Consider the following 21194-nt stretch of genomic DNA (forward strand, 5'->3'; position numbering starts at 1 on the left):
TAGCCCTCAGCAAAGCTAATTTTAATCGTGGTAAAACAGCATGTTTTATTTTCCCATAAAAAAAGTTATGGGTTTTACTTTCTAGCTGCGTAACGTCAAGCACTAAATAAAAACCCCACTCCAATAAATAAAATTGAAGGGGGGAGTCTTTTTTGCTAAAAATCAGTTTTTTTACGCTTTGTGTAAAGCTCCGTTACTTTCATGTTTTTTCAAACGAAGAGAATAAACAGATTTATAATTTTTTCCTGTTTCTAAATATCCTTTGAGTGTTTGAAACAAAATTTCATTGATATAGGGTTCTAAAGCCTGTTCAGAATTATGATAAACATGTAACGCATCTTTTATTTCTTTATCCCATTTTCCAAATAATATATCAAAATCAACTGGACTGATATGTTTTCTGCAATTTTTTGAGCTACAACCACATTCAAAGTTCTGTTCTAAGTTAAAGATGGCATATTCGTCGGTTACTTCTTCGTTGGGCTGAATATCACGAATAGCGATTTCGAAACCATATCCTGTACTTATTGTATTTCTGTTGCAAGAATGATTGACATATTTTGCAAAATCCCAGCTTATAATTCTATAACCTCGTTCATCACGATAAGAATATTTATCAACTACACCACGAGCATACTCGTCTAATTTTTCGTACTTTTTGGGAGTTACCTCAATTTCTAAACTGTCTTTTACATAGACAACTGTTCCTTTAGGTATAAATTCTTTTGCAAAAACGCCATAGCCAATTTCAGGACTTATAAAGCGTAATTCGGTAGAGGGATGAATCATTTGTTATAAAAAAATAATGAATGATAGAAAGAATTTTGAATAAGATAGAACTAATATACTAATTTTATGAATTAATAGTATTTTAAGGTCTTGAAAACCTTAATTTAAAATTTAATCTACTAATAATTAAATTAATACCGAATAAGAACGTAAAGATGATGAATAAGTTGCTAAAAAGAGAGGTTTTGAAAAGGATTTTGAAAAAATAGATTTTTGACAAAAAAATAATTCTTTTGATACTAAAAATTCAAAATAAGAGATATAAATGATTCTATTTTTATTAAAAATTTAAAGTCTCTGTCAATCTTTATCCATAAAAAAAGCCAACAAGATTATTTTAATCTTGTTGGCTTTATAGAATTTGAAAATAGTTTCGAAAAACTTAGCCCAAACTCTAAATAAAGAGTTTTTACATAGCTGCTTTTGCAGTAATATCAAATCCTACATTTACAGTATTATTGATAAACTTGTCTTTTACAGCATCCACACCTTCTGCCATATGGCTTACGTTGAACTCTGTACGGTCAATATTAAATTTTGCACTTGCCTTTACTTCTCCTTCTGATGGCGTTTCTACGTTAGCATAAAAAGTAATTGCTTTCTCTACGTCCATCATTTTCAAGTTACCTGTAATTTTGTGAGTAGGATTTTCAGTTGTATATGCACCCTCTTCCATTTCAACAGTAGAAGGATCAATAGCCTCTACATTAGTAATAGTAAAAGTAGAAGTTGGGTAGGTTTCAACAGCAAAGAAATCATCACTTTGAAGGTGTCCTACTAATTTTGCATTATCTTCTGCAGCTTCAATATCCAATACTGTAAGCTCTGTCATGTTGATAGTAATTGTTCCACCCATAAGTGTTCCATTTTCTACCATTAGCTTAGAGTCAGGAGCAATACCTATTGTTCCGTTGTGCTGACCACCTGGTTTTGAACCAATCCAAGTAACTGCACTAGCTGAAGGATCAATCATAAGCTCCATAGCAGATTGAGTTTCTTCAGGAACAACAGCAACTGTGTCAGCTACTTCAGCCTCTTGGCTTTTAGGAGCATTATTACAGCTTGAAAGGAATGATAATGAACCTGCTACTAAAATAGCATTAGCGAATAAAAAAATACGTTTCATATAAAAAGGAGGTTAAGTTTTGAAAATACAAATTTAATCAAAATAATTGTAGGTACAATTATTTTTATCATTTTTTTTTAAATTAAAATCAAAGAATTTATTTTTATTTTTTAGATTTAGAGAGCATAACAATTAGTTGCTATTATTGTTTTTGTAGTTTTGTACTTCTGTTTTACTAAAAAAATCTTGATTTATCACCATCAATCTTATTCCACGAATGACTACTCTTCCTATCTTATACGAAATTTTTTTAGAATCTTCTGGTATTTCAACAGATACTCGGCACGTAGAAGAGAATGAACTTTTCTTTGCTCTAAAGGGAGATAATTTTGATGGAAATAAATTTGCTTATCAAGCCTTAGAAAAAGGAGCTTCTCATGTGGTTATTGATGATGCAAGTGTCATTCCTACCTTTGACCAACATGACCAAAAGAAATTGGCTCATAAAAATAAATATTTGTTAGTAGAAAACGTATTAGAATCACTTCAAAAATTAGCTAACTTTCATAGAAAACAATTTACGATTCCTTTTATTGGAATAACAGGAAGTAATGGCAAAACAACAACAAAAGAGCTTTTGCGTTCTGTTCTTTCTCAAAAATTCAGAACTTACGCCACCGAAGGCAATTTGAATAATCATATTGGTGTTCCTCTTACTATTTTGAGAATGCCGACCAATACAGAAATTGCTATTATCGAAATGGGAGCAAATAAAATTGGCGATATAGAAGAGCTTTGCGCAATTACAGAACCTAATTATGGAATGATTACCAATATTGGAAATGCACATTTGGAAGGTTTTGGGGGATATGAAGGAGTTTTGAGAGGAAAAACAGAGTTATATCAATCACTTATCAAAAATAATGGAACTGTTTTTATAAATAGTGATGATAGCGTTTTGATGAATATGGAAAAACGTTTCGGAAACAGAAAAGTAATAAAATACGGAGCTGCCGAATCCAATAATACAGATAATTATTACTCAGCTTCGCTCTCTGCATCTGTTCCTGTTGTTAGTTATAAAGATGAAGAAGGAAAAAGCATAAAAACTCAAATTTCGGGAGCATATAATTTTCATAATATTTTAGCAGCCCTTGCTTTTGGGAAATTTTTTGGTCTTTCGAATGCTCAAATAAATAAAGGGGTTTCAGAATATCTTCCTAAAAATAATCGCTCACAAATTGAAGAGCGTAAAGAAACAAAAAACACGCTTCTTCTTGATGCTTATAATGCAAACCCTGATAGTATGAAAGCTGCACTTTTACATTTGGAAACAATGCCTACACATGGAAAACAAAAAATTGCTATTTTGGGAGATATGTTTGAGCTTGGGAGAGAGTCATTTATCAAACATAAGGAGGTTCTAGGACTAGCCTTACAACTCAAAATAGATAAAATAATTGTTTGTGGAAAAGATTTTTCGAAAGCTAAAACTGCTGGAAATATTGTCTCTAGCTTAATTTTGAGTTTTATAGACAAGCAAGAGTTAGCTGATTATTTACAAAAAAATCCTCTTCAAGACAGCATCGTTTTACTGAAAGGCTCTAGAGGAATAGGTTTAGAAACAGTTACAGAGTTTCTTTAATTAAAAAATAACCAATTAATCACTACTTCTACTGCACGAGGTTGAGCAATATAGAGAGGAGTATCATAATAACCTTGCCCTGCTGCATCTAGTAGTACATTATTTACTTTTAATGTAATTTTGGCTCTACTGACTTTAAAATTGAAAAATAAATCCATTTGAGGAAAACCACCCACATTATATTTTTCTTGTAAATGAAACTGCTGAATAAGTGGATTGTAGGCATCTGCCTTATATTTGCTATGATAATGAATATCTGTTCCTATTTCGGCTTCCATTGCATTATCGAATAATTTGTTTTTATAAAAGAACATAAAATTGACAAAAACAGGAGGCATTCTGATTAAGTCTTCTCCCAAATTTTGATTGTAACGAAAATCTAAAAGTGCATGTAGTTTTTTATATGAACCATTAATAGCTAATCCTGCTGAAATAGGTTGCGTTGCTTTTAAGGTTTGTTGAGCTACTGAATTAGAATCATTATAAACCAAATTCTGAATATTACTTGCCGAAACATAAGGACGAATAGAAATTTTGTAGTTAGAATCTACTTTATTTAGAAAAGGAAGTTTTAATGGATTAAACTCAATAGAAGCATACACTTTATCACTTGTTGTTCTTTCAAAATTATCATTTTGCCAACGAAGTTGTGGTTGAAAAGAATATTGCTGAATCAGAGATGGAGAATAAACAGTTCTGCTTAGTCCCACCGTCAAATTATTTCGAATCCACTCTGCTGATACTCTATAATCTCCCACTAGCTCCGATACAAGTTGATATTCTGCCGAAGCATCGATATAAGATACGACAGAAATTGTATTATCTTTTATTGAAATGGAAGGCGCAAAGTTGATGTCAGTAGAATCTTTTTTAGATAGTGAATCCATAGCCTGACGTTCTTTTTCATAATCATTTAACTCATCTATTTCTTCTTCTATCTTATCATTCATTTTAGATTTGAGAAAATAACGCAACCCTCCACCCACAAAAAGCTCGGGTTCGATATCTATCTCTTGACTAGTCTGAATTTCTCCTTGTGCAAAAGGAAAGTCATAACGCACTTGATAGTTTCGGAGTTTGGCAAAAGTACGATATTGAAAATTATTTATTCGTCCTTTTACTCCTGCTTTGTTTTCTAGTTGAGCAAAAGCTGTTCGATAGGTAAATCCATTGGCAGACAAAACAGAAGGAAAATCTGAATACTGACTATAAAAATCTGCATTTGCTGCATAAGCTGTCGCATCATTACTATATCTATTTGTGTTTTGAGAATAATCTGTTAATTGAAAAATCTCAAACTGCCCTCCTTTTGTAATGCTATATTGTTGATAAACATGAAAAGTACGACCATACTGCACTACATTGCCAAAACTAGATAGGTTATAGTCAAGTTGTGAATTATCTAACTGAAAAAGCGTATCAATAGCATTTTGATTGCTAAAATCGTCTAAAGAAATTGTAGATTGTACTCCTCCAGTTTCTAGCATATTATGGTCATACCACGAGAAATGAGCCAACATTTTGTAACGATGATTCTTAGAAAAGAAGCGATTCGTAAAACTAAATGTTTGATGCTCCATTTGTTCATCATTTCTTCTAAAGGCACGATTAATAACCTTATTTGCACTCAAACGCCTATAAAAAATACTTACATTCCAATCTGGATTTACATTTCTACTCAAATCTACATCTAGCCACGACTTTCCTTGTCCTCCTTGTACTAAATAAATATCTACATAAGGTGCAAGTGTATTGAAGTAGGGAACTTCAGAAGGTCTGCGAATATAAGGTTCATAAGCTGTAATTCCCCATCTTGAACCAATTTGATGAGGTTCTTGATAAAAAATAGATTGTGATGCTGTACCCAAATTTCCCAAATCTTGATAATCATAATTATTCCTTTGAATGATACCATATCTATGAAGATTATGAACTGACGTGTCTGGATGGACTTCTCTTTTTGTATTGAGGTATAAATCTTCTTCGTAGAGCTTCCAAACCGAGTTGGCTGCATACTCTATACTATCTGTATTTATTTTGGGTTCTGTTTCTTTCTTTAATAAGGCTGTTGTTGTGGCTGTGGTATCTGTTTTGGTAGTATCTGATTGATTTTCTATTTTCTTTTGAGTAGAATCTACTTGAGTGGAATCGGTAGGAAAAGGAGCTATCATAACTGTCGAATCACTCGTTTTTTGCATAAGTGAGTCAGCTAAAGGCAATTCATTCGCAGGAATAGAATCATTTTGAGCAAAACTAGATTGAGCAAAAAAGATACAAAACAAAAAAAGTAGTGTCGTTATTTGAGACACTAACAACGATAATTTTCCAATTCGAAAAATCAAAAATGATTTTTTCTTATTATAATTTTCCAAAACAATTGATTTAGCTGATTCTTTCAAGTAAAATTAATCTGTACCTTCTATTTCATCTGAAGAAGGAGTTTCATAAAAACGAATTTCTATAATTTCGATACGTGCGCCCTGCATTTCTTTTACAAGGATTGTAAAATATTCATCTTTTATTTCTGTTCCTGCTTTTGGCATTGTGCCCAATTTCTCCAAAATATACCCTCCTAGTGTGTCATAATCTCCTTCTGGAATATTCCAGTTATGTTTTTCATTGAGTTCTTGAATGTCATAACGTGCATGAAGCAAGAAATTTTTATCATCAATTTTCTCAAAAAACAAACCTTCCTCATCGTGTTCGTCTTCTATCTCACCTAAAATTTCTTCTACAATATCTTCAATCGTAACTATTCCTGCCGTTCCTCCAAACTCATCTGTAACGAGTGCCATACTCTTACGAGTAGCAATAAAACGCATCATCAGCTCGTTGGTATGCATTGTTTCGGGAACAAAGAAAATGCTATCCGTTACGCTTTTTATCATTGTAGGATTATCAAAAAGACGCAGGGCATGGCTATAACCAATTACATTATCGATAGTATCTTTGTAAATAATAATTTTGGAATGCCCACTTTCTACAAACAGTTGTTGCAACTTTTCGATGCCTTCTTCGATAGAAATAGAAACTATATCAGTGCGAGGAATCATACAATCTCTTACTTTTAGCGTTCTAAACTCTACTGCATTCTGAAACAAATCAGCATCTACATTTGACTTATCGCCCTGCAAACCACTTAGTTTTTGAATATAATGATTGAGGTCAGAAATTCCCAAAAGTGGAAGTTCTCTATCTTCTTCTATCTTAAAGACTTTTCTAGTAACCCATTTAGCAGACTTTATAATTACCCAAACAAAAGGATAAAAAAGAAAGTAAACAGCCCTCATAAAATGCACCAAGACTTCAATAATCTTGTTCGGACTTGCAAGGGCAATGCTTTTTGGTAAAAATTCGGCAACTGCCAAAACAAGCATCGTCGATAAAATAGTTTGGCTTCCTAAAACTGCCGTTTCGATAAGAGCTTCATTGTTTGGAAGTAGATTAGCAAAAAGCTCTTTCAGAGGTGGGTCTAAAACTTGTGCCATAAAAATTCCATATAAGACGAGCGAAATTGTATTTCCTGTAAGTGTCGTACAGATAAAGTAATCTTCTAGTTTATAAAATCGGTATAAAAGTTTTGCTGTTCGTCCTCCCTCATTTTGTTTTAAGGCAAGTTGCAGACGGTCAGCCGAAATAAAAGCAATTTCGATAGCCGAGAAAAAAGCCGAAAATAAAAGTGATATAAATATGGGAATCCAAGGGTTCATTATAGGAATTGGAAATTGGGAATTAGTGATTGGGTAATGAAAGAACTACTGAATTATTAGTTTCTTTTTTTACGTTTCTTTTTTGGTGGTGTAAAATTAGAATTTTCTTTATCTACATATTGTTTTTTGGTATTCTTTTTATTTTGTTGTTTTTCAGTTGCTTTGTCTTCAACTTTTTCTTTTTCAGCAATTTTTGAATTTACCCATTTATAAATCAAGAAGAGCAAAACAGAAAGGCTCAAAATCCAATATACTTCCTGTACTTCGTAATAATAAAGTTGATGTATGCCAATTGCTAAAGAAGCGACACAAAAAGCTAATAAAATAGTTGAAAGTAATTTCATTGAATAGATTTATAAAATAAAAATTTGGGTAAAGTTACTGTTAATTTTATATTTTTCCGTATTCTAAAGTATATTGTGATACAGGTTATTTTATGATTAGAGTTTATTATTATTCTTTTGCATATCTGTACTATCAGGTTTTTCAAAACCTTGAGTTCTTTCTTTATAAATAAAACTTCCCGTCGGTTGCCATACTTTATACTTACTAAACTCTTCATTTGAAGTCATTCCAACTCCATAAAGTGTTTCAGTTGGTGTTTTGATAGCGATTTCTTTTTCTGTATAAATTTCTTTTTTAAACTGACTCCAATGTAATTCTGGAGTATTTACTTTCTGCTCTTGTTCATAATTTATGACTTCTACATGACCGTAAGCGTGGTATAATTTACCTATTTTTTCAAAACGCCCAGAATCTGCCGTCAATACAGTTGTAATTTTTCCATTATTATCATACATACTAGCCCTAAAGTTATTGGGATAATACATATCTCCATTTTGATAAATATGTTCTAGAGGAGCTTCCACTTTTATTTTGAGAAACCCTTCTTCACTATAAATACGTCGAATATTCTCAAAGGTAGCAATAAGTGTGTTTTTTGCTTTTTCTTCTTCACTTATTTCATCTTCTCCACAGCTTTGAAAAACAAATGCACATACTAGTAGGCTCAAAACTGCAAAAAACGGATAGTGATATAACTTATATTTCATTATTACTAAATATCTATTTAATCCTATTAAACTTAGAAGTTACAAAATTACGACTTTCTACAAACAGTCTCTACTTTTAGCTTCTTAATTTTTGGCAAAATTGATTATTGTTTTATAAAACTAGAGAACAATTACGAATTGAAAATTACTGACTATCACTTTTTTAAAATTAAAAAACCACCATAAACTAGACTTCTAATTTATGGTGGTTTGTATCATACAATCTAAAAAAAAATTATCTCCACTTATTATTTTCTTTACAAACTTCTTCTAAGGTTCTTTTATGTACCGTCAAGAGTTCATCTGGATGTTTTATATCTAAAAAATCTATTCGTAAGTCATCTTCATTTTTTTCCAAAAACTTAAATCCTTTACGACATACCTTTCTAAGAACTTTCTGTACATTTTTGGCACTTGGAAGCGTAATGAGAGCTGAGTAGTAGAGTTCATCTACACGAATATAAAAGCGAATTTGTGTTCCATACTCTCCATTTCCCATAATACTGGGCTGCATATAGCTAATTTCACCTCCTGCATCATCTATTTTCATAAAATGAGCTAGTTTTGCCTCATGAGAACGTAATGTTTTGAGCTGAGCTTTTATTGATTCTAATTCATTGATTTTTGCCATGATAATTATTGTTTTTTGATAATAGTGGGTAATAGTTTATTAAAAATGTTCATAAGTTATTGATTAATTGGTATGTTTTTCTGATGTGTATTTGAGTGGATTATTATTCTACTATCATAATTACTATTTAAAATTACTACTGAATTATTGTTTTTACAAAAAAAATTATATTTATAGTAGCCCAAAAACAAACAACTTTAGTTTAGAACCAAAATATTTACATATATGATAGCACTTATTCAGCGAGTTACACGAGCTTCTGTTACAGTAGAAGATAAAATAATCGGAGAGATAAAAGATGGTTTACTTATTTTTTTAGGCATTTCAGCTACTGATAATTCAAAAACTATTGAATGGCTCAGTAGAAAAATAGCTGGACTGCGTATTTTTTCAGACCAAGACGATAAAATGAATTTTTCAGTTAAAGATGTAGATGCAGATATTTTATTAGTTAGTCAGTTTACTTTATATGCTAATGTAAAAAAAGGTAATCGTCCTTCTTTTACTGATTCTGCCTCTCCTTCTTTAGCAATTCCACTTTATGAACAGATGATAAAAGCATTAGAAGAGAAACTAGACAAACCCATACAAACGGGAGAGTTTGGAGCAGATATGAAAATAGACCTACTGAATGATGGTCCTGTAACTATTTGTATAGATACTCATAAATATGGATTATAAATTTTAAACCTTAACAGAGAAAATACAGTTCAGTTCTTTTTTGTTTAACAAAAGTAGTTAAAATATTACGTTTTAATGATTCGTAAGCATTTTTTTATAGACTCCTATTCAACAAACATGCTATTTTTTTATCAAAATGAAAATATTTTTTTCCATTTTGAAAAAAAGAGAGGTGGTTTTTACTCTTACTTTTTTTATAAAATATATTTAAAGCCATTAAAGCTACTATATTCGTTGTTTTTAGTTAAAACACTACTTTCGGCATAAGAAATGATTTAATATAATTATTTAGTAGAACTATATTACCATTTTTTAAACTATTTTTTTATGCGTTTGCGTACCAAACTTTTTACAGGACTAATGATATTGTTTGTAGTGATTTCACTATTGACAGTTGTTGGTGGGTATGCTGTGTATAAATTAGATAAAAGTTCGGAAGCAATCTTAGCAGATAATTTTGCATCTATTGACTATACTGTTGAAATGCTAAACTCTCTTGATGAAATCAGACAGGCACAACAGACTATGTTGCACAATCCTAACTATTCTAATCAGATAGCAACTAATTACGAAAAAGCAAAAGAAAATTTTGAAAAGAGTTTTGAGCTACAAGCCACAAACATTACTGAGCATAATGAAGCTGAAATAGTAGCAGAGCTTCATGAACAGTACAATATGTACGTATCTATTTTTGAGGCAGCACAGACTAATAAAAACTTAAAAATTGACTTTTATAATAAAAAAACAGAACCTGCTTATCAAAAAATCAAGAATCAAATTTTAGTTATTTATACCCTTAATAAAAATGCAGTTTTGGCTCGTAATGAGTATGCACGAGAAATAGCAGATAATAACTCTGTTTTTATAATGACTCTTGGCGTACTTAGTATTGGACTTACTTTTGTGTTTATTCTATATTTCCCAATCTATATTACAAGACCTCTTGTTCGTCTGAAAGAGAAGTTACAAGCAGTTTCTAATTATGATTATTCTCAACAACTACAAATAAAATCAAACGATGAAATTGGTTTGCTTGCCTCCACCTTCAATACAATGACAAATCGTTTGAAGGAGTACGAAGAATCTTCAGTAGCAAAATTAATGTACAGAAATCGACATACACAGGCTGTGATGAATCAGTTACAGGAAGGTGTTTTGATATTAGATGAAAATTTGAAAGTAGTGGCTATTAATGATTTGTTGGTTAATTTGATGAAGTTAGGACAGCCAAAAAACTGGAAAGGGAAATACGCTCCAGATATGGCTCTGAAAAGTAATTTAATGAGAAAATTAATTGCACCTGTTTTGAAACCTCGCTCTGTTGATAATCGTATCTTACAATCTTCTGAGACAAATTTAGTCAATGAAGATGACAATGAGTTTTCACGTATTTTGCGTATAGAAGACCATGGAAAAGAGTATGTATATCAAGTAACTCAACAAAGATTTTATACAAAGACAAAGAACAACAAACAATTTGCTGGTTATATTATTACTGTAAAGGAAGTTGTTGAAGACCAGCCTCAAATTAGTCAGATGCAAACAAATTCATTTCTCAATCAATTAGAACTTAATCTAATAGAATTGAAAAATAATGAAGAGAACCAAAAATCTCTTCAACGCATAAATAACCTTATAGATACTACTCAAAAATTTAATAGCACTTTGAATGGAAGGCTCAATATTACTCATTGATGATGAAGAACAATTATTAAAACTCTTCACAAGGACACTAAAGTTAGAAGGATATGATATTACACAGGCAAAAAACATTGCAGAAGCATTCAAAGCATTAGAAAAAAATGACTTTGACCTTATTCTGACTGATGTAAAGTTACCTGATGGTGATGGTGTAGAAGCAACCAAAACCTATAAAGAAAAATATCCAAATACTGAAATAATAGTTATTACGGCTTACGGAACTATAAAAGATGGTGTAAAAGCTATCCAAAACGGGGCGTTCAATTATCTCACAAAAGGTGACGATAATGATCGCCTTTTGCCGTTGGTTGCTAATGCAATAGAAAAAGCAAGGCTACAACAACGCTTAAACCGAATCACAGATAAAGCGCAAAGCAATATGGGTTTTGATTCTGTAATTGGAGAATCAGATAGCCTCAAAAAGGCTATTGCACTTGCCAAAAGAGTTGCTCCAACACCTACAACTGTACTTCTAACGGGAGAGACAGGAACAGGAAAAGAAGTTTTTGCTCAAGCAATTCACTATGAAAGTGATAGAGCTAAAGAACCTTTTGTTGCGCTAAATTGTAGTGCTTTTGCTCCTCATCTACTAGAGTCCGAACTTTTTGGGTACAAATCAGGTGCTTTTACAGGAGCTACAAAAGATAAGCGTGGGCTTTTGGAAGAAGGACACCGAGGAACAGTTTTCTTAGATGAGATTGGAGAAATGCCTTTAGAACTTCAAGCTAAAATTTTGCGTTTCCTTGAAACAGGAGAGTTTATAAAAGTAGGAGATACAAAAGTTACTAAGATTCAAACACGTATTTTGGCTGCAACAAATAGAGAATTATTAAAAGAAGCAGAAGAAAATAAATTTCGTTTGGATTTATATTATCGTTTGGCTGTTTTTCAAATACATTTACCTCCATTAATAGAACGTGGACGAGATATTGAATTATTAGCTCGTTTTTTTGTAAAATACTTTTCGGCAAAAATGGGAAAGAAAAGCCTTGCAATTGAACAAGACTTTATCGAAAAACTACAAACTTATAGTTGGAAGGGAAATGTAAGAGAGCTTAAAAACGTAATAGAAAGAGCTGTTATTATGTCTGATGATACACTTACTTCAGATGTTTTATTATTCGGACAAACAGGAGCAACCAATGGAGCTATAATTACACCACTAACGAGCCTTGCAGAAGTAGAAAAGCATCATATGAAACGTGTTTTGGCGCATACAGAAAACAATAAATCTGAAACAGCTAAAATATTGGGCATCGGACTCACTACACTTTATAGAAAAATGCAAGAATATGAGTTAGAGAAGTAGAAAGATAAAATATTTTGAAATAAAAAATGGACAGACACCTAACCTATGTGCCTGTCCGTAACAATAGTGGGAATCGAACCCACACGCCTATTAAGGCACTTGATCCTGAGTCAAAAGCGTCTACCAGTTTCGCCATATTGTTGGTTGTAATGCTCTTTAGACATTACGCATTCCTGTATACTTCTAGTTACCTATTTACAACAGATGACCTTTGCTCTGCCACTGAGCTACGCCCCCAATTGTGATTCAGTTTTTGTGGAGGCGAGAAGATTCGAACTTCTGCACTAAGTCATACAATCAGTAACCGAAACGGTATAGAAATACATTTAAGCTTACACTATGAGCAAAAAACTTAAACTAAAGAAGCAAATAAACCATCTCTGACCAATCAGAGTATCAGCTTATGAGGCTGACAGATTTATCTACTTTTTAAAACTAAAGCGAAGTCTTAGGCTATACTCATTTTCTTTTCTTGATTTTTGTCTAAAACAAATAATCAAATATATCTTTACTATTTTTCACTATGAAGTGAAATATAAATCTCAATTTACAAAAAAATGGACAGACACCTCACCTATGTGCCTGTCCGTAACAAACACAGGAATCGAACCTGCGCCCCTCGGACTGGAAATTCCGATGCTCTACCGACTGAGCTAATTCGTCAATCTGTGATACTTATTAGTTATCACTCATTATCATAATTTACTAAAAAATTACCTACTTACGTCCAATGACTCTTGCTCTGCCACTGAGCTACGTTCGCATTTTGTTTTTTTTCTTTGTGCGAACGAGGAGATTCGAACTCCTGCACTAAGCCATAAAATATCAGTAATTTAGAAATTATGAAAATGCTTTGAAGCTTACACTATGAACAAGACGCTTACACTAAAGAGCAAACCTATTAAGTCATACCAACGAGTTTGTGGCTGGGGCTGTCTGCTTTTTCATACTAAAGCTGAGTCTTAGGCTGTGTTCATTTCTTGTTGCTTAAAAAAAAATTCAAACAGTTTTTTGAAAGTATGTACTCACATCATCAAAAAATAATTTCTTTTATAAATAACTCAACGAACTCTTTTATAGAAAAGTTCAAGAGTATGAAATAAAACTTCCTCTAAATTTAATAATTTCCGTCTCGTTTTCTTATTCCGATAACACATTCTTTTAACACCTTTAAAGTTCTGTGTATAGCAACACCAACAGCATTTGCAGAAGAATAGTTTTGTTCTTTAGCTATTTGAGAATACGATTTACTTTCCATAAATCCTTCTACAATAAGTGCATAACTTTTACTGGAAAGGCTACTAAGTCCTTCATCAAGCTGTTGCATTTCTAACTCTGTCAGCCAATAATCATCATTATCTTCTTCTCGTCTTGAGACCTCTTCATAGTTATTGTCTAAAGAGGAATGTAAAGAATTATATTTTAGTTGTTCCCTTCCTTGCTCTGAAAGCATATTTTTTGCTATGGCAAAAATGAGTGTTTCAGCAGAGGCACTCATTTGTTTGTAGGTAAGTTGTTTGGTTTCTATTTTTTCATAGAGCAAAATACAAGCATCATCAAAAGCAGCTTGAATTTGATGCTCACTAAGAAGCTTTAGTTGGTCTCGTTTTTTACAAAAAAAATAAAAACGTTTTGAAAAGCTAGAAAAAAAAGTCAAAACAGGTTGATGATTTTGATTTTCTATATAATAAAATATTTGTTTGTTTGTTAGGTTGTTCATCAGCGAGGGGAAGATGGAAAGATAAGGGAATTGTTTGTATTTAGTAAGCAAGACGAAGGAAAACCTACTTTTAATAGTAAGGTAACGAATTTGAATGTTTAATGATACATTTAAGCAAAAATCAAAAAGGCATAAATTTTCTATTATCAAAGAAAACAGATACAGATATTCTATTATTTTAATAAAATTGTTTGATAAGTACAATTTTTTAAAGTCATTATTTTAAATAAAATTTATTTTTTTAGTATAAATGGTATTTAAAAATGATTTTTTTGAACTAAAAATAAAAAATAGTTTAACTTTATTTTTAGTAGTTTTATGTAGTGTTAAGTATTATTTAATATAAAATACAAAAACAGATAATTCAATTTTATGTAGAACTATCTGTTTTAGAGTGATTTATGTACGTTTGCTTATTTTACCAAAGTCTTTGAATTAAATCTTCTACTGTAATATTTTCAGCTTCTGCTTTAAAGTTTCTAACAATTCTATGTCTCAAAACAGCAATGGCAATCGCTTTTACATCTTCAATATCTGGTGAGTATTTTCCATTCAGAAGGGCATGACATTTTGCTCCCAAAACTAAATACTGAGAAGCTCTTGGTCCTGCTCCCCATTCCAAATAGTTATCTGTATCAGAAGTGGAACGTTCTGTTCTTGGACGAGTTTTGTGAACTAAATCTACGGCGTATTCAATTACATTTTGAGCTACTGGCGCACGACGAATAAGCTGCTGAAACTCAATAATCTGTTCTGCCGAAATGATTTTATTTAAGGTTGGTTTTTCACTGGTCGTCGTACTGGTTACTACTTTTACTTCTTCTTCAAACGACGGATAACCTAAATAAACACTACACATAAAACGGTCTAACTGCGCTTCTGGAAGTGGATATGTTCCTTCTTGTTCGATAGGGTTTTGAGTAGCCAATACAAAAAATGGACGTGGCAAGTCGTGTTTTACACCTGCAATCGTAACCGAATATTCTTGCATAGATTCCAAAAGTGCTGCCTGCGTTTTGGGAGGAGTACGGTTTATCTCATCAGCTAAGACAATATTTGCAAAGATAGCACCTTTCACAAATTTCAAGTTTCGGTCTTTATCTAGCGTTTCTGCGCCCACAATATCAGAAGGCATAAGGTCTGGCGTAAACTGAATACGATTAAAATCTAAATCCAACACCTGTGAAAGCGTACTTATCAAAAGCGTTTTGGCAAGCCCTGGTACACCAATCAGAAGACAATGTCCTTGTGAAAAAATACTTGTCAGAAGTAGTTCTACGGTTTGTTCTTGTCCAACAATTACTTTCGAAATTTCTTGTTTTAGCTCTTTGTAATACTGGCTTAGTGCATCGGCTGCTTCTTTGTCGGAATTGTATAAAGACATTTTTTATTGAATTGTGAATGATGATAAAACTGATTTTACAAACCCTAAGGGTCTCCGAAAACCCTTAGGGTTTAGATAAGACTACTAACATACAAACTTACTACGAAAAATACATCTCTGCAATCGTAAAGTTTGTGAAATGTTTGAATAAAAGTTTATAGTGAGTATTTCTGTCTATTTCTTCAAGTAAGGGTTTTTACTATTTTTTTTAAATTAAGGTTTATATTGTTGTGTTTGTGCGAAAGGTTTTTCCTAATAAAAAAGATGAATTTGTAGATAATATATTTCCAGTTTTTGTAGAGTTTATTAATTTTACTGACCTAAATGTTTTGACTACTTATTACGAAAAAGTAAAAAAAGAACTTCAAGAAAAAATTTAAAATCAGATTACTGGTTTGGGGATTAACTAAATAAAATTTAAACCCTAAGATTCTTTGAAGATTCTTAGGGTTTTTTGAATAAAATTTTAACAACATACAGACGTAAAATAAAAAATTGTATTTATCTTTGTTGATGAATAAAATTATTTATCGTCGCAGAAAACTAATTACCTTTCTTAGTCTATTTATCTTTTCAGTTGTGTTTAGTTCTACTGTTTATAGCCAAGGTAATTTTTCTTATCAAGACTATTTTCCAAAACAAAAAGTAGATTCTATTGAGTGGTATTATGGAAATATTCCAAGTAAAAAAGATTCTACATTGAATCTACAACTAGACAAAGAAATTTATTATAGAGATGAAATATTTCCTTTTCAGAACCTTAAAATACTGAAAGCATCTTATTTCGAAAAAAGGGCTACACTTACAGATAATTCTGATATTGAGAAATTGGTAGAAGTTCTTCCAATAGATAGTTGTGAGAGTTATCCTATTTGGCGTTGTTCTCGTACGTATAGGGACATTTTAGTTTTTTATAAGGATGGAAAACCTATTTCTGTTTTGAAGATTTGCTTTTCCTGTCAAACTACTTGTTTTGTAAGTAGTGATGGAAAAGAAGACAAAAACGCAAAATGTCTTTCAAATCCTGTACCTTTCAAAGCAATTGCTAAAGAATGGATAAGAAGAGGTTGGATTGATTTGAGAAAATCACGATAAAGTCTGTAAAATCACACATTATCTTCGTCTGTAATTGTTCCTCGTTTGCCTAATTCTATTACTTCTACATTCTCAATTTTGGCATTATTTATTTCTAGTCGTATGAGCGTTCTCATATGATGAAAGCCGTGTTTTCCTGCTGCTCCAGAATTGAAATGAATAAGGTTTCGCTTTTTATCTGGCATTATCTTCAAAATATGTGAATGTCCACACACAAAAATTCTAGGTTTTATTTCATCTAACTGTTTTCTAAGTTCTGGTTTATAGTTGGGTGGATAACCTCCAATATGTGTCATAAAAACTTTCAATCCTTCACATTCAAAAATCTGGTTTCTAGGGTAACGAATCCTCATCTTTTGGTCATCAATGTTTCCATAGACAAAAATAGTGGGTTTGAAGGCTTCCAACTCATCGGCAACTGCTACATTTCCAATATCTCCTGCGTGCCAAAGCTGGTCGCAATCTTTGAAGTATTTTCTTACTTGTGGGTCTAGGTAAGAATGGGTATCTGAAATAATGCCTATTTTCATTTTATAATCAATTCTGTTTCTATAAATAATGACCAATTTACAAACAAAAATCCTTCTCTGAATAAATTAGAAAAGGATTTTTATTTGTATAAACTTTACTTGCCGTTGCTTGGGTCTTCACAAGCGACATAGTAAACTACTACGCTTCTTGTTTTTCTTCTTCTAAAGTCGGATAATCTGTATAGCCTTCTGCCCCTGGTGTATAGAATGTATCTGGATTTGGCTCATTAAGATGTGCATCTTTTTTCATTCTTTCTACCAAATCAGGGTTTGAAATAAATGGACGACCAAAAGCCACCAAATGCCCCAAACCATCTTTCAAATCTTTCTCAGCTCTTTCTTTATCATAGCCACCACTAATAATGATTGTTCCACCAAAAGTGTCTCTAATTTTTTCTTTCAAAGAACGAGGAACTTCTGGCGCACCCATAGGCGAATGGTCGACGATATGAATGTAAGCAAGATTAAGTTTACCCAATTCTTTAGCTAAATACTCATAAAATTCTTCAATGCCTTCGAAAGAACCTGTGTCATTAAAAACACCGTGTGGAGAAATGCGAATCCCTGTGCGTTCTGCTCCTATTTCTGCAACTGTTTTCTTTGCTATCTCTAAAGCAAATTTTGCTCTAGCTTCATTGCTTCCGTTATAATCGTTTTGCAATCCATTTACAACAGGATTTAAAAACTGCTCTATCAAATAACCATTGGCTGCATGTATTTCTACACCATCAAAATCTGCCTTAATTGCATTTTTTGCGCTATCTACATATTCTTGAATTGTATTTTTGATGGTATCTTCGCTCATTAATTTGGCTGCTGGATAAGGTTTTGCACCTTCTTGGTCGGTGTACATTTCGCCACTTACTGGAGTTGTTGTGGTACTCAAAACCTGTGTTCCTTCTGCCATATTCAAAGGATGAGAAACTCTACCTGTGTGCATAAGTTGCATAAAAATTTTTGCTCCTCCTTTGTGTACTTCTTCTGCCACTTTCTTCCAACCTTTTGTTTGAGCCTCTGAAAAAGCCCCTGGAATACGTGGATAACCCAAGCCATTTGGAGATGGGCTTGTTCCTTCTGTAATAATAAGACCTGCACCCGAACGCTGTGCATAATACTTTGCCATTAAGTCGTTTGGAATATTGTCTGTGGCTCTTGAACGAGTAAGAGGTGCCATCACGACACGATTTTGTAATGTTGTATTTCCTAGTTTGAATGAATCAAAAAGCATAACTTCTTTGTTATTTTAAAATAAAAAAATCAATGAATAAAAAATTAGAACGTTTGTTCCAAATCCTTAACGCATTGATTTCTTTAAAAGTTATGTTAAAGTATCTTTAACAAATCTTACTTAATTTCTAATTCTATTCAGTTCTGCTTCTAATTCATTTTTTGCTGTATTTTCTTCATTAGATAAAGAAGATGAAAGCAAATTTATATTTTCATAAGGGTCATTTTGTAAGTCATACATTTCTTCACTTCCAGATGCACTTGCAATAATTTTGTACTTCTGATTTCTGATTGTCCAAATATCATCTCTATCACTATTCATTTCTGAATAAACATAATCTCTATGTGTTCCAACAGTAGTAAGTAATGATTTAAAACTTTTACTGTCGTGTATTTCAGAGGTTGATGAGCCTGCTAGTTGTGCAATGGTAGCAAATAAGTCACTTGTACTTATCAAATTATCATCTGTTCCTGTTCTTGAAACTCCATTTCCTGATACAAACATAGGGCAATTTATTCCTCCTTGATGTAATGTTCCTTTGGCTGTTCTTGAGGAATAAGGAGCTTGAGCTACTTGATTTGGAGTTCCATTATCTCCTATAAAAATAATAATTGTATTTGCTCGTTCTTCTGCTGGAAGCTCATTTAAAAGTCTTCCTATTTGATAATCCATTGCTTCGATGGCTGCCATGTAGTAAGGTATATCATCCATTCCTTCTGTATATTCTGGCAATGCTCCTTGAGAGTGCATTTCTGTTGGTGGTGCATGAAAAGGAGTATGAGGAGCAGTATAAGCAAGCCACAAGAACCACGGTTTGTCTTGTTGTCCCACCCAATCAATCGCTAAATCCGTGAATTTTTCGGTAATGTAGGTGGTTTCTCTATTAGAAACTCCATCTTCTGTCAAATTCCAATTAAAATAACTTCTTGCTGTTCCTGTAACCATTCCTGCATAATAATCTATACCAAAATTTTCAGGATTAAATGTTTCGTCAGAACCTGCTAAATGCCATTTTCCTACTACTGCTGTTGCATACTTATTATTTGTCTGTTGATTGATATAACTTTGTAAAACAGTTTCAGAGTTTGAAAGAACATCTCCTGCCCATTTCACACCTGTTCGATAGCCATACTTTCCTGTAATGGTAGCTGCACGAGTGGGCGAACAAGTAGGAGCAACCCAAAAATTAGTAAAACTAAGACCTGTATTTTTGATATTATCAATATTGGGTGTAGTTGGCTTTATACTTCCTTCTGAAAATCCGTTTGTAGCATCTTTCCCCATATCATCAGCAATGATGAAGAGAATATTTGGAGAGTTCGAAGTAGTTGGATTGGGAGTATCTGTTGTATCTTTTTCCTTACAAGAGCCAAAAAATAGACAAATAGAAAAAAAGACAACGAATAAAATAGCAGAATTTTTCATAAAGAATAATGATTTGGTGTGTCAAGAATTGTTTGAATACAATTTAGACCTGAAAAATCAAAAAAGGTTTAACCTTCAACTCAGAATTTTATTTCCTCTCTATCCAAAACTTAATTTTTTCATATACTTCATTCATTGTCAAGAGTTTGAAATGATGAGTTTTTGCAAATTGAACGGAGTTATTACTTTCAGAGTCAATTTCTTTAGATTCTATAAAATGAGCATTTGCACTTTTCTTACTAACCAAAATATCCCCAAAAAAGCAATTTATCCAATGGGTTTCTTCTTCTGTCAGTCTTCCTGAAATAATAAAATACTCAACACCTTCTAGCTTCGGAACTTCGTTTTTTGTGTTTTCTAAAAATGAATCTGGATTTTTTCCTTTCCAGTCTTCTTCCCTCAAATAGCCATAACGCAAATCTTTTATTCCTGCACTTCTAAGATTGATTACCTTTCCTACCAAGCGAGTATGCCAGTTAGGTACACGCTGCAAAATATTGGTAGTAACATTTGCAAAACGCTCAAAGAAAGACCCCAAATGAGGTGTTCCTAATAAAAAGACTTTCTTTGTTTTCTTTACCCAATCAAAACCTTCTTCTTGTGCATAATAAGCTGCACTGTGCATCAGCAATCCTCCCATACTATGACAAACAAAGTAAACTTCTTCAATTCTTGTAGGATAATTTTGATATAATTCTTCCAAAAGAATAGCTAATTCTTGTCCGTTATCTGAAATATGCAAACCTGTATTATAACGAAGATAAAAAGGAGTAAAACCAAAATCATCTTCTAGTTTTTTGCCATAATCACTTCTATCTTTAAATTGCCAACAGGTTTCGTTATAGACAAGTCCGTGAATAAGAATACAAATTTTATTCGAAACTGGTTTATCATTATAAGAATAATTCGAACGCTTTTTTAAGCTGTCTTTATGTAATTTGATAGGACTTTGACGATGATAAAAATTCATCTTAATATCTAAAGGCTTCAAAATAGAATGTTCTTGAAACTTATCTCCTACCGAACCATTGATAATGCTGTTCGCTTGTGCAGTTACTTTTTTTGCTTTACGAAAAACTTTCCAAACTGTTTTGGTTATGCTTTTTGATTTTTTAGGAACATAATCTTGACTATTATCTTGAATGGAATCTTCTTTTTGATTTTTTTTCGGATTTGACATAAAAACAAAGGGTTAGAAGTGGTTAAGAAGGAAAGAAAAAAGGAAAGT

General features: G+C 32.3%; 18 protein-coding genes and 2 tRNA genes. 5 read left to right on the forward strand and 15 right to left on the reverse strand.

The window, feature by feature from the left end:
• Positions 1–171 precede the first annotated feature (171 nt).
• Both WAF17_RS12475 and WAF17_RS12480 read right to left on the reverse strand, forming a co-directional pair.
• Positions 172–789, reverse strand: a complete 618-nt coding sequence (locus WAF17_RS12475) for an SET domain-containing protein-lysine N-methyltransferase (protein WP_338759868.1) — start codon at positions 787–789, stop codon at positions 172–174.
• A 409-nt stretch (positions 790–1198) separates the two neighbouring features.
• The gene (locus WAF17_RS12480) at positions 1199–1915 is read right to left on the reverse strand and encodes a YceI family protein (RefSeq protein WP_338759871.1); all 717 of its coding nucleotides are present in this window, start codon (positions 1913–1915) and stop codon (positions 1199–1201) included.
• Positions 1916–2132: 217 nt separating this feature from the next.
• Here WAF17_RS12480 and murF point away from each other — a divergent pair, with 217 nt between their 5' ends.
• Complete coding sequence (gene murF / locus WAF17_RS12485) at positions 2133–3500, forward strand: UDP-N-acetylmuramoyl-tripeptide--D-alanyl-D-alanine ligase (protein ID WP_338759874.1); 1368 nt, start codon at positions 2133–2135, stop codon at positions 3498–3500.
• Here the strand turns inward: murF and WAF17_RS12490 are convergent.
• From WAF17_RS12490 to WAF17_RS12510, 5 genes are all read right to left on the reverse strand, one after another.
• Entirely contained in the window at positions 3497–5782 is a 2286-nt protein-coding gene (locus tag WAF17_RS12490; RefSeq protein ID WP_338759876.1) for a putative porin, read from the reverse strand. The genes murF and WAF17_RS12490 overlap by 4 nt on opposite strands.
• Positions 5783–5905: 123 nt before the next feature.
• Positions 5906–7210: a hemolysin family protein gene (locus tag WAF17_RS12495; protein ID WP_338759879.1), complete on the reverse strand. Its 1305-nt coding sequence runs from the start codon at positions 7208–7210 to the stop codon at positions 5906–5908.
• A 56-nt stretch (positions 7211–7266) separates the two neighbouring features.
• Entirely contained in the window at positions 7267–7554 is a 288-nt protein-coding gene (locus WAF17_RS12500) for a hypothetical protein (RefSeq protein ID WP_338759882.1), read from the reverse strand.
• 96 nt (positions 7555–7650) lie between these two features.
• Positions 7651–8223, reverse strand: a complete 573-nt coding sequence (lptC, locus tag WAF17_RS12505; protein WP_338759885.1) for an LPS export ABC transporter periplasmic protein LptC — start codon at positions 8221–8223, stop codon at positions 7651–7653.
• A 274-nt stretch (positions 8224–8497) separates the two neighbouring features.
• On the reverse strand, positions 8498–8893 hold the full coding sequence (locus WAF17_RS12510; protein ID WP_338759888.1) for a hypothetical protein: 396 nt from the start codon (positions 8891–8893) through the stop codon (positions 8498–8500).
• Positions 8894–9118: 225 nt separating this feature from the next.
• Here WAF17_RS12510 and dtd point away from each other — a divergent pair, with 225 nt between their 5' ends.
• From dtd to WAF17_RS12525, 3 genes are all read left to right on the forward strand, one after another.
• A complete protein-coding gene (gene dtd / locus WAF17_RS12515) occupies positions 9119–9574 on the forward strand; it encodes a D-aminoacyl-tRNA deacylase (protein ID WP_338759891.1) in 456 nt (151 codons plus the stop codon).
• A gap of 327 nt (positions 9575–9901) precedes the next feature.
• Entirely contained in the window at positions 9902–11269 is a 1368-nt protein-coding gene (locus WAF17_RS12520) for a HAMP domain-containing protein (RefSeq protein WP_338759894.1), read from the forward strand.
• A complete protein-coding gene (locus WAF17_RS12525; protein WP_338759897.1) occupies positions 11244–12584 on the forward strand; it encodes a sigma-54 dependent transcriptional regulator in 1341 nt (446 codons plus the stop codon). The genes WAF17_RS12520 and WAF17_RS12525 overlap by 26 nt, the downstream gene beginning before the upstream one ends.
• 58 nt (positions 12585–12642) lie before the next feature.
• Here the strand turns inward: WAF17_RS12525 and WAF17_RS12530 are convergent.
• The 4 genes from WAF17_RS12530 to WAF17_RS12545 form a co-directional block, all read right to left on the reverse strand.
• Positions 12643–12726 (reverse strand) — tRNA-Leu (locus WAF17_RS12530).
• A 447-nt stretch (positions 12727–13173) separates the two neighbouring features.
• Positions 13174–13247: transfer RNA gene (locus tag WAF17_RS12535), tRNA-Gly, on the reverse strand.
• 454 nt (positions 13248–13701) lie between these two features.
• Positions 13702–14304 carry a sigma-70 family RNA polymerase sigma factor gene (locus tag WAF17_RS12540; protein WP_338759900.1) on the reverse strand — a complete coding sequence of 201 codons (603 nt, stop codon included), beginning with the start codon at positions 14302–14304 and terminating at the stop codon, positions 13702–13704.
• A gap of 418 nt (positions 14305–14722) precedes the next feature.
• Positions 14723–15688, reverse strand: coding sequence for an AAA family ATPase (locus WAF17_RS12545; protein WP_338759903.1), 966 nt, complete (start codon positions 15686–15688; stop codon positions 14723–14725).
• Positions 15689–16201: 513 nt separating this feature from the next.
• Here WAF17_RS12545 and WAF17_RS12550 point away from each other — a divergent pair.
• Positions 16202–16783 (forward strand): hypothetical protein, encoded by a 582-nt coding sequence (locus WAF17_RS12550; protein WP_338759906.1) that lies wholly within the window; start codon positions 16202–16204, stop codon positions 16781–16783.
• 11 nt (positions 16784–16794) lie between these two features.
• Here the strand turns inward: WAF17_RS12550 and WAF17_RS12555 are convergent, their stop codons facing one another.
• The 4 genes from WAF17_RS12555 to WAF17_RS12570 all read right to left on the reverse strand — a co-directional run bounded on the left by WAF17_RS12555 (position 16795) and on the right by WAF17_RS12570 (position 21146).
• Positions 16795–17313 (reverse strand): metallophosphoesterase family protein, encoded by a 519-nt coding sequence (locus tag WAF17_RS12555; RefSeq protein ID WP_338759909.1) that lies wholly within the window; start codon positions 17311–17313, stop codon positions 16795–16797.
• Between the two features lie 139 nt (positions 17314–17452).
• The gene (locus tag WAF17_RS12560) at positions 17453–18541 is read right to left on the reverse strand and encodes an alkene reductase (RefSeq protein WP_338759910.1); all 1089 of its coding nucleotides are present in this window, start codon (positions 18539–18541) and stop codon (positions 17453–17455) included.
• Between the two features lie 120 nt (positions 18542–18661).
• Positions 18662–19966: a sulfatase-like hydrolase/transferase gene (locus WAF17_RS12565; RefSeq protein ID WP_338759913.1), complete on the reverse strand. Its 1305-nt coding sequence runs from the start codon at positions 19964–19966 to the stop codon at positions 18662–18664.
• An 88-nt stretch (positions 19967–20054) separates the two neighbouring features.
• Positions 20055–21146 carry a hypothetical protein gene (locus WAF17_RS12570; protein ID WP_338759916.1) on the reverse strand — a complete coding sequence of 364 codons (1092 nt, stop codon included), beginning with the start codon at positions 21144–21146 and terminating at the stop codon, positions 20055–20057.
• Between the last annotated feature and the right edge of the window lie 48 nt (positions 21147–21194).

It is taken from the genome of Bernardetia sp. ABR2-2B (assembly GCF_037126435.1).
In the GTDB taxonomy this organism is placed as follows: domain Bacteria; phylum Bacteroidota; class Bacteroidia; order Cytophagales; family Bernardetiaceae; genus Bernardetia.

Coding starts and splice junctions, on each gene's coding strand:
- WAF17_RS12495 (WP_338759879.1), bottom strand. CDS start 7,210: ATGAACCCTTGGATTCCCATATTTATATCACTTTTATTTTCGGCTTTT.
- WAF17_RS12480 (WP_338759871.1), bottom strand. CDS start 1,915: ATGAAACGTATTTTTTTATTCGCTAATGCTATTTTAGTAGCAGGTTCA.
- WAF17_RS12550 (WP_338759906.1), top strand. CDS start 16,202: ATGAATAAAATTATTTATCGTCGCAGAAAACTAATTACCTTTCTTAGT.
- WAF17_RS12475 (WP_338759868.1), bottom strand. CDS start 789: ATGATTCATCCCTCTACCGAATTACGCTTTATAAGTCCTGAAATTGGC.
- WAF17_RS12570 (WP_338759916.1), bottom strand. CDS start 21,146: ATGTCAAATCCGAAAAAAAATCAAAAAGAAGATTCCATTCAAGATAAT.
- WAF17_RS12555 (WP_338759909.1), bottom strand. CDS start 17,313: ATGAAAATAGGCATTATTTCAGATACCCATTCTTACCTAGACCCACAA.
- WAF17_RS12520 (WP_338759894.1), top strand. CDS start 9,902: ATGCGTTTGCGTACCAAACTTTTTACAGGACTAATGATATTGTTTGTA.
- WAF17_RS12510 (WP_338759888.1), bottom strand. CDS start 8,893: ATGGCAAAAATCAATGAATTAGAATCAATAAAAGCTCAGCTCAAAACA.
- WAF17_RS12500 (WP_338759882.1), bottom strand. CDS start 7,554: ATGAAATTACTTTCAACTATTTTATTAGCTTTTTGTGTCGCTTCTTTA.
- WAF17_RS12560 (WP_338759910.1), bottom strand. CDS start 18,541: ATGCTTTTTGATTCATTCAAACTAGGAAATACAACATTACAAAATCGT.
- WAF17_RS12565 (WP_338759913.1), bottom strand. CDS start 19,966: ATGAAAAATTCTGCTATTTTATTCGTTGTCTTTTTTTCTATTTGTCTA.
- murF (WP_338759874.1), top strand. CDS start 2,133: ATGACTACTCTTCCTATCTTATACGAAATTTTTTTAGAATCTTCTGGT.
- WAF17_RS12545 (WP_338759903.1), bottom strand. CDS start 15,688: ATGTCTTTATACAATTCCGACAAAGAAGCAGCCGATGCACTAAGCCAG.
- WAF17_RS12525 (WP_338759897.1), top strand. CDS start 11,244: ATGGAAGGCTCAATATTACTCATTGATGATGAAGAACAATTATTAAAA.
- dtd (WP_338759891.1), top strand. CDS start 9,119: ATGATAGCACTTATTCAGCGAGTTACACGAGCTTCTGTTACAGTAGAA.
- WAF17_RS12540 (WP_338759900.1), bottom strand. CDS start 14,304: ATGAACAACCTAACAAACAAACAAATATTTTATTATATAGAAAATCAA.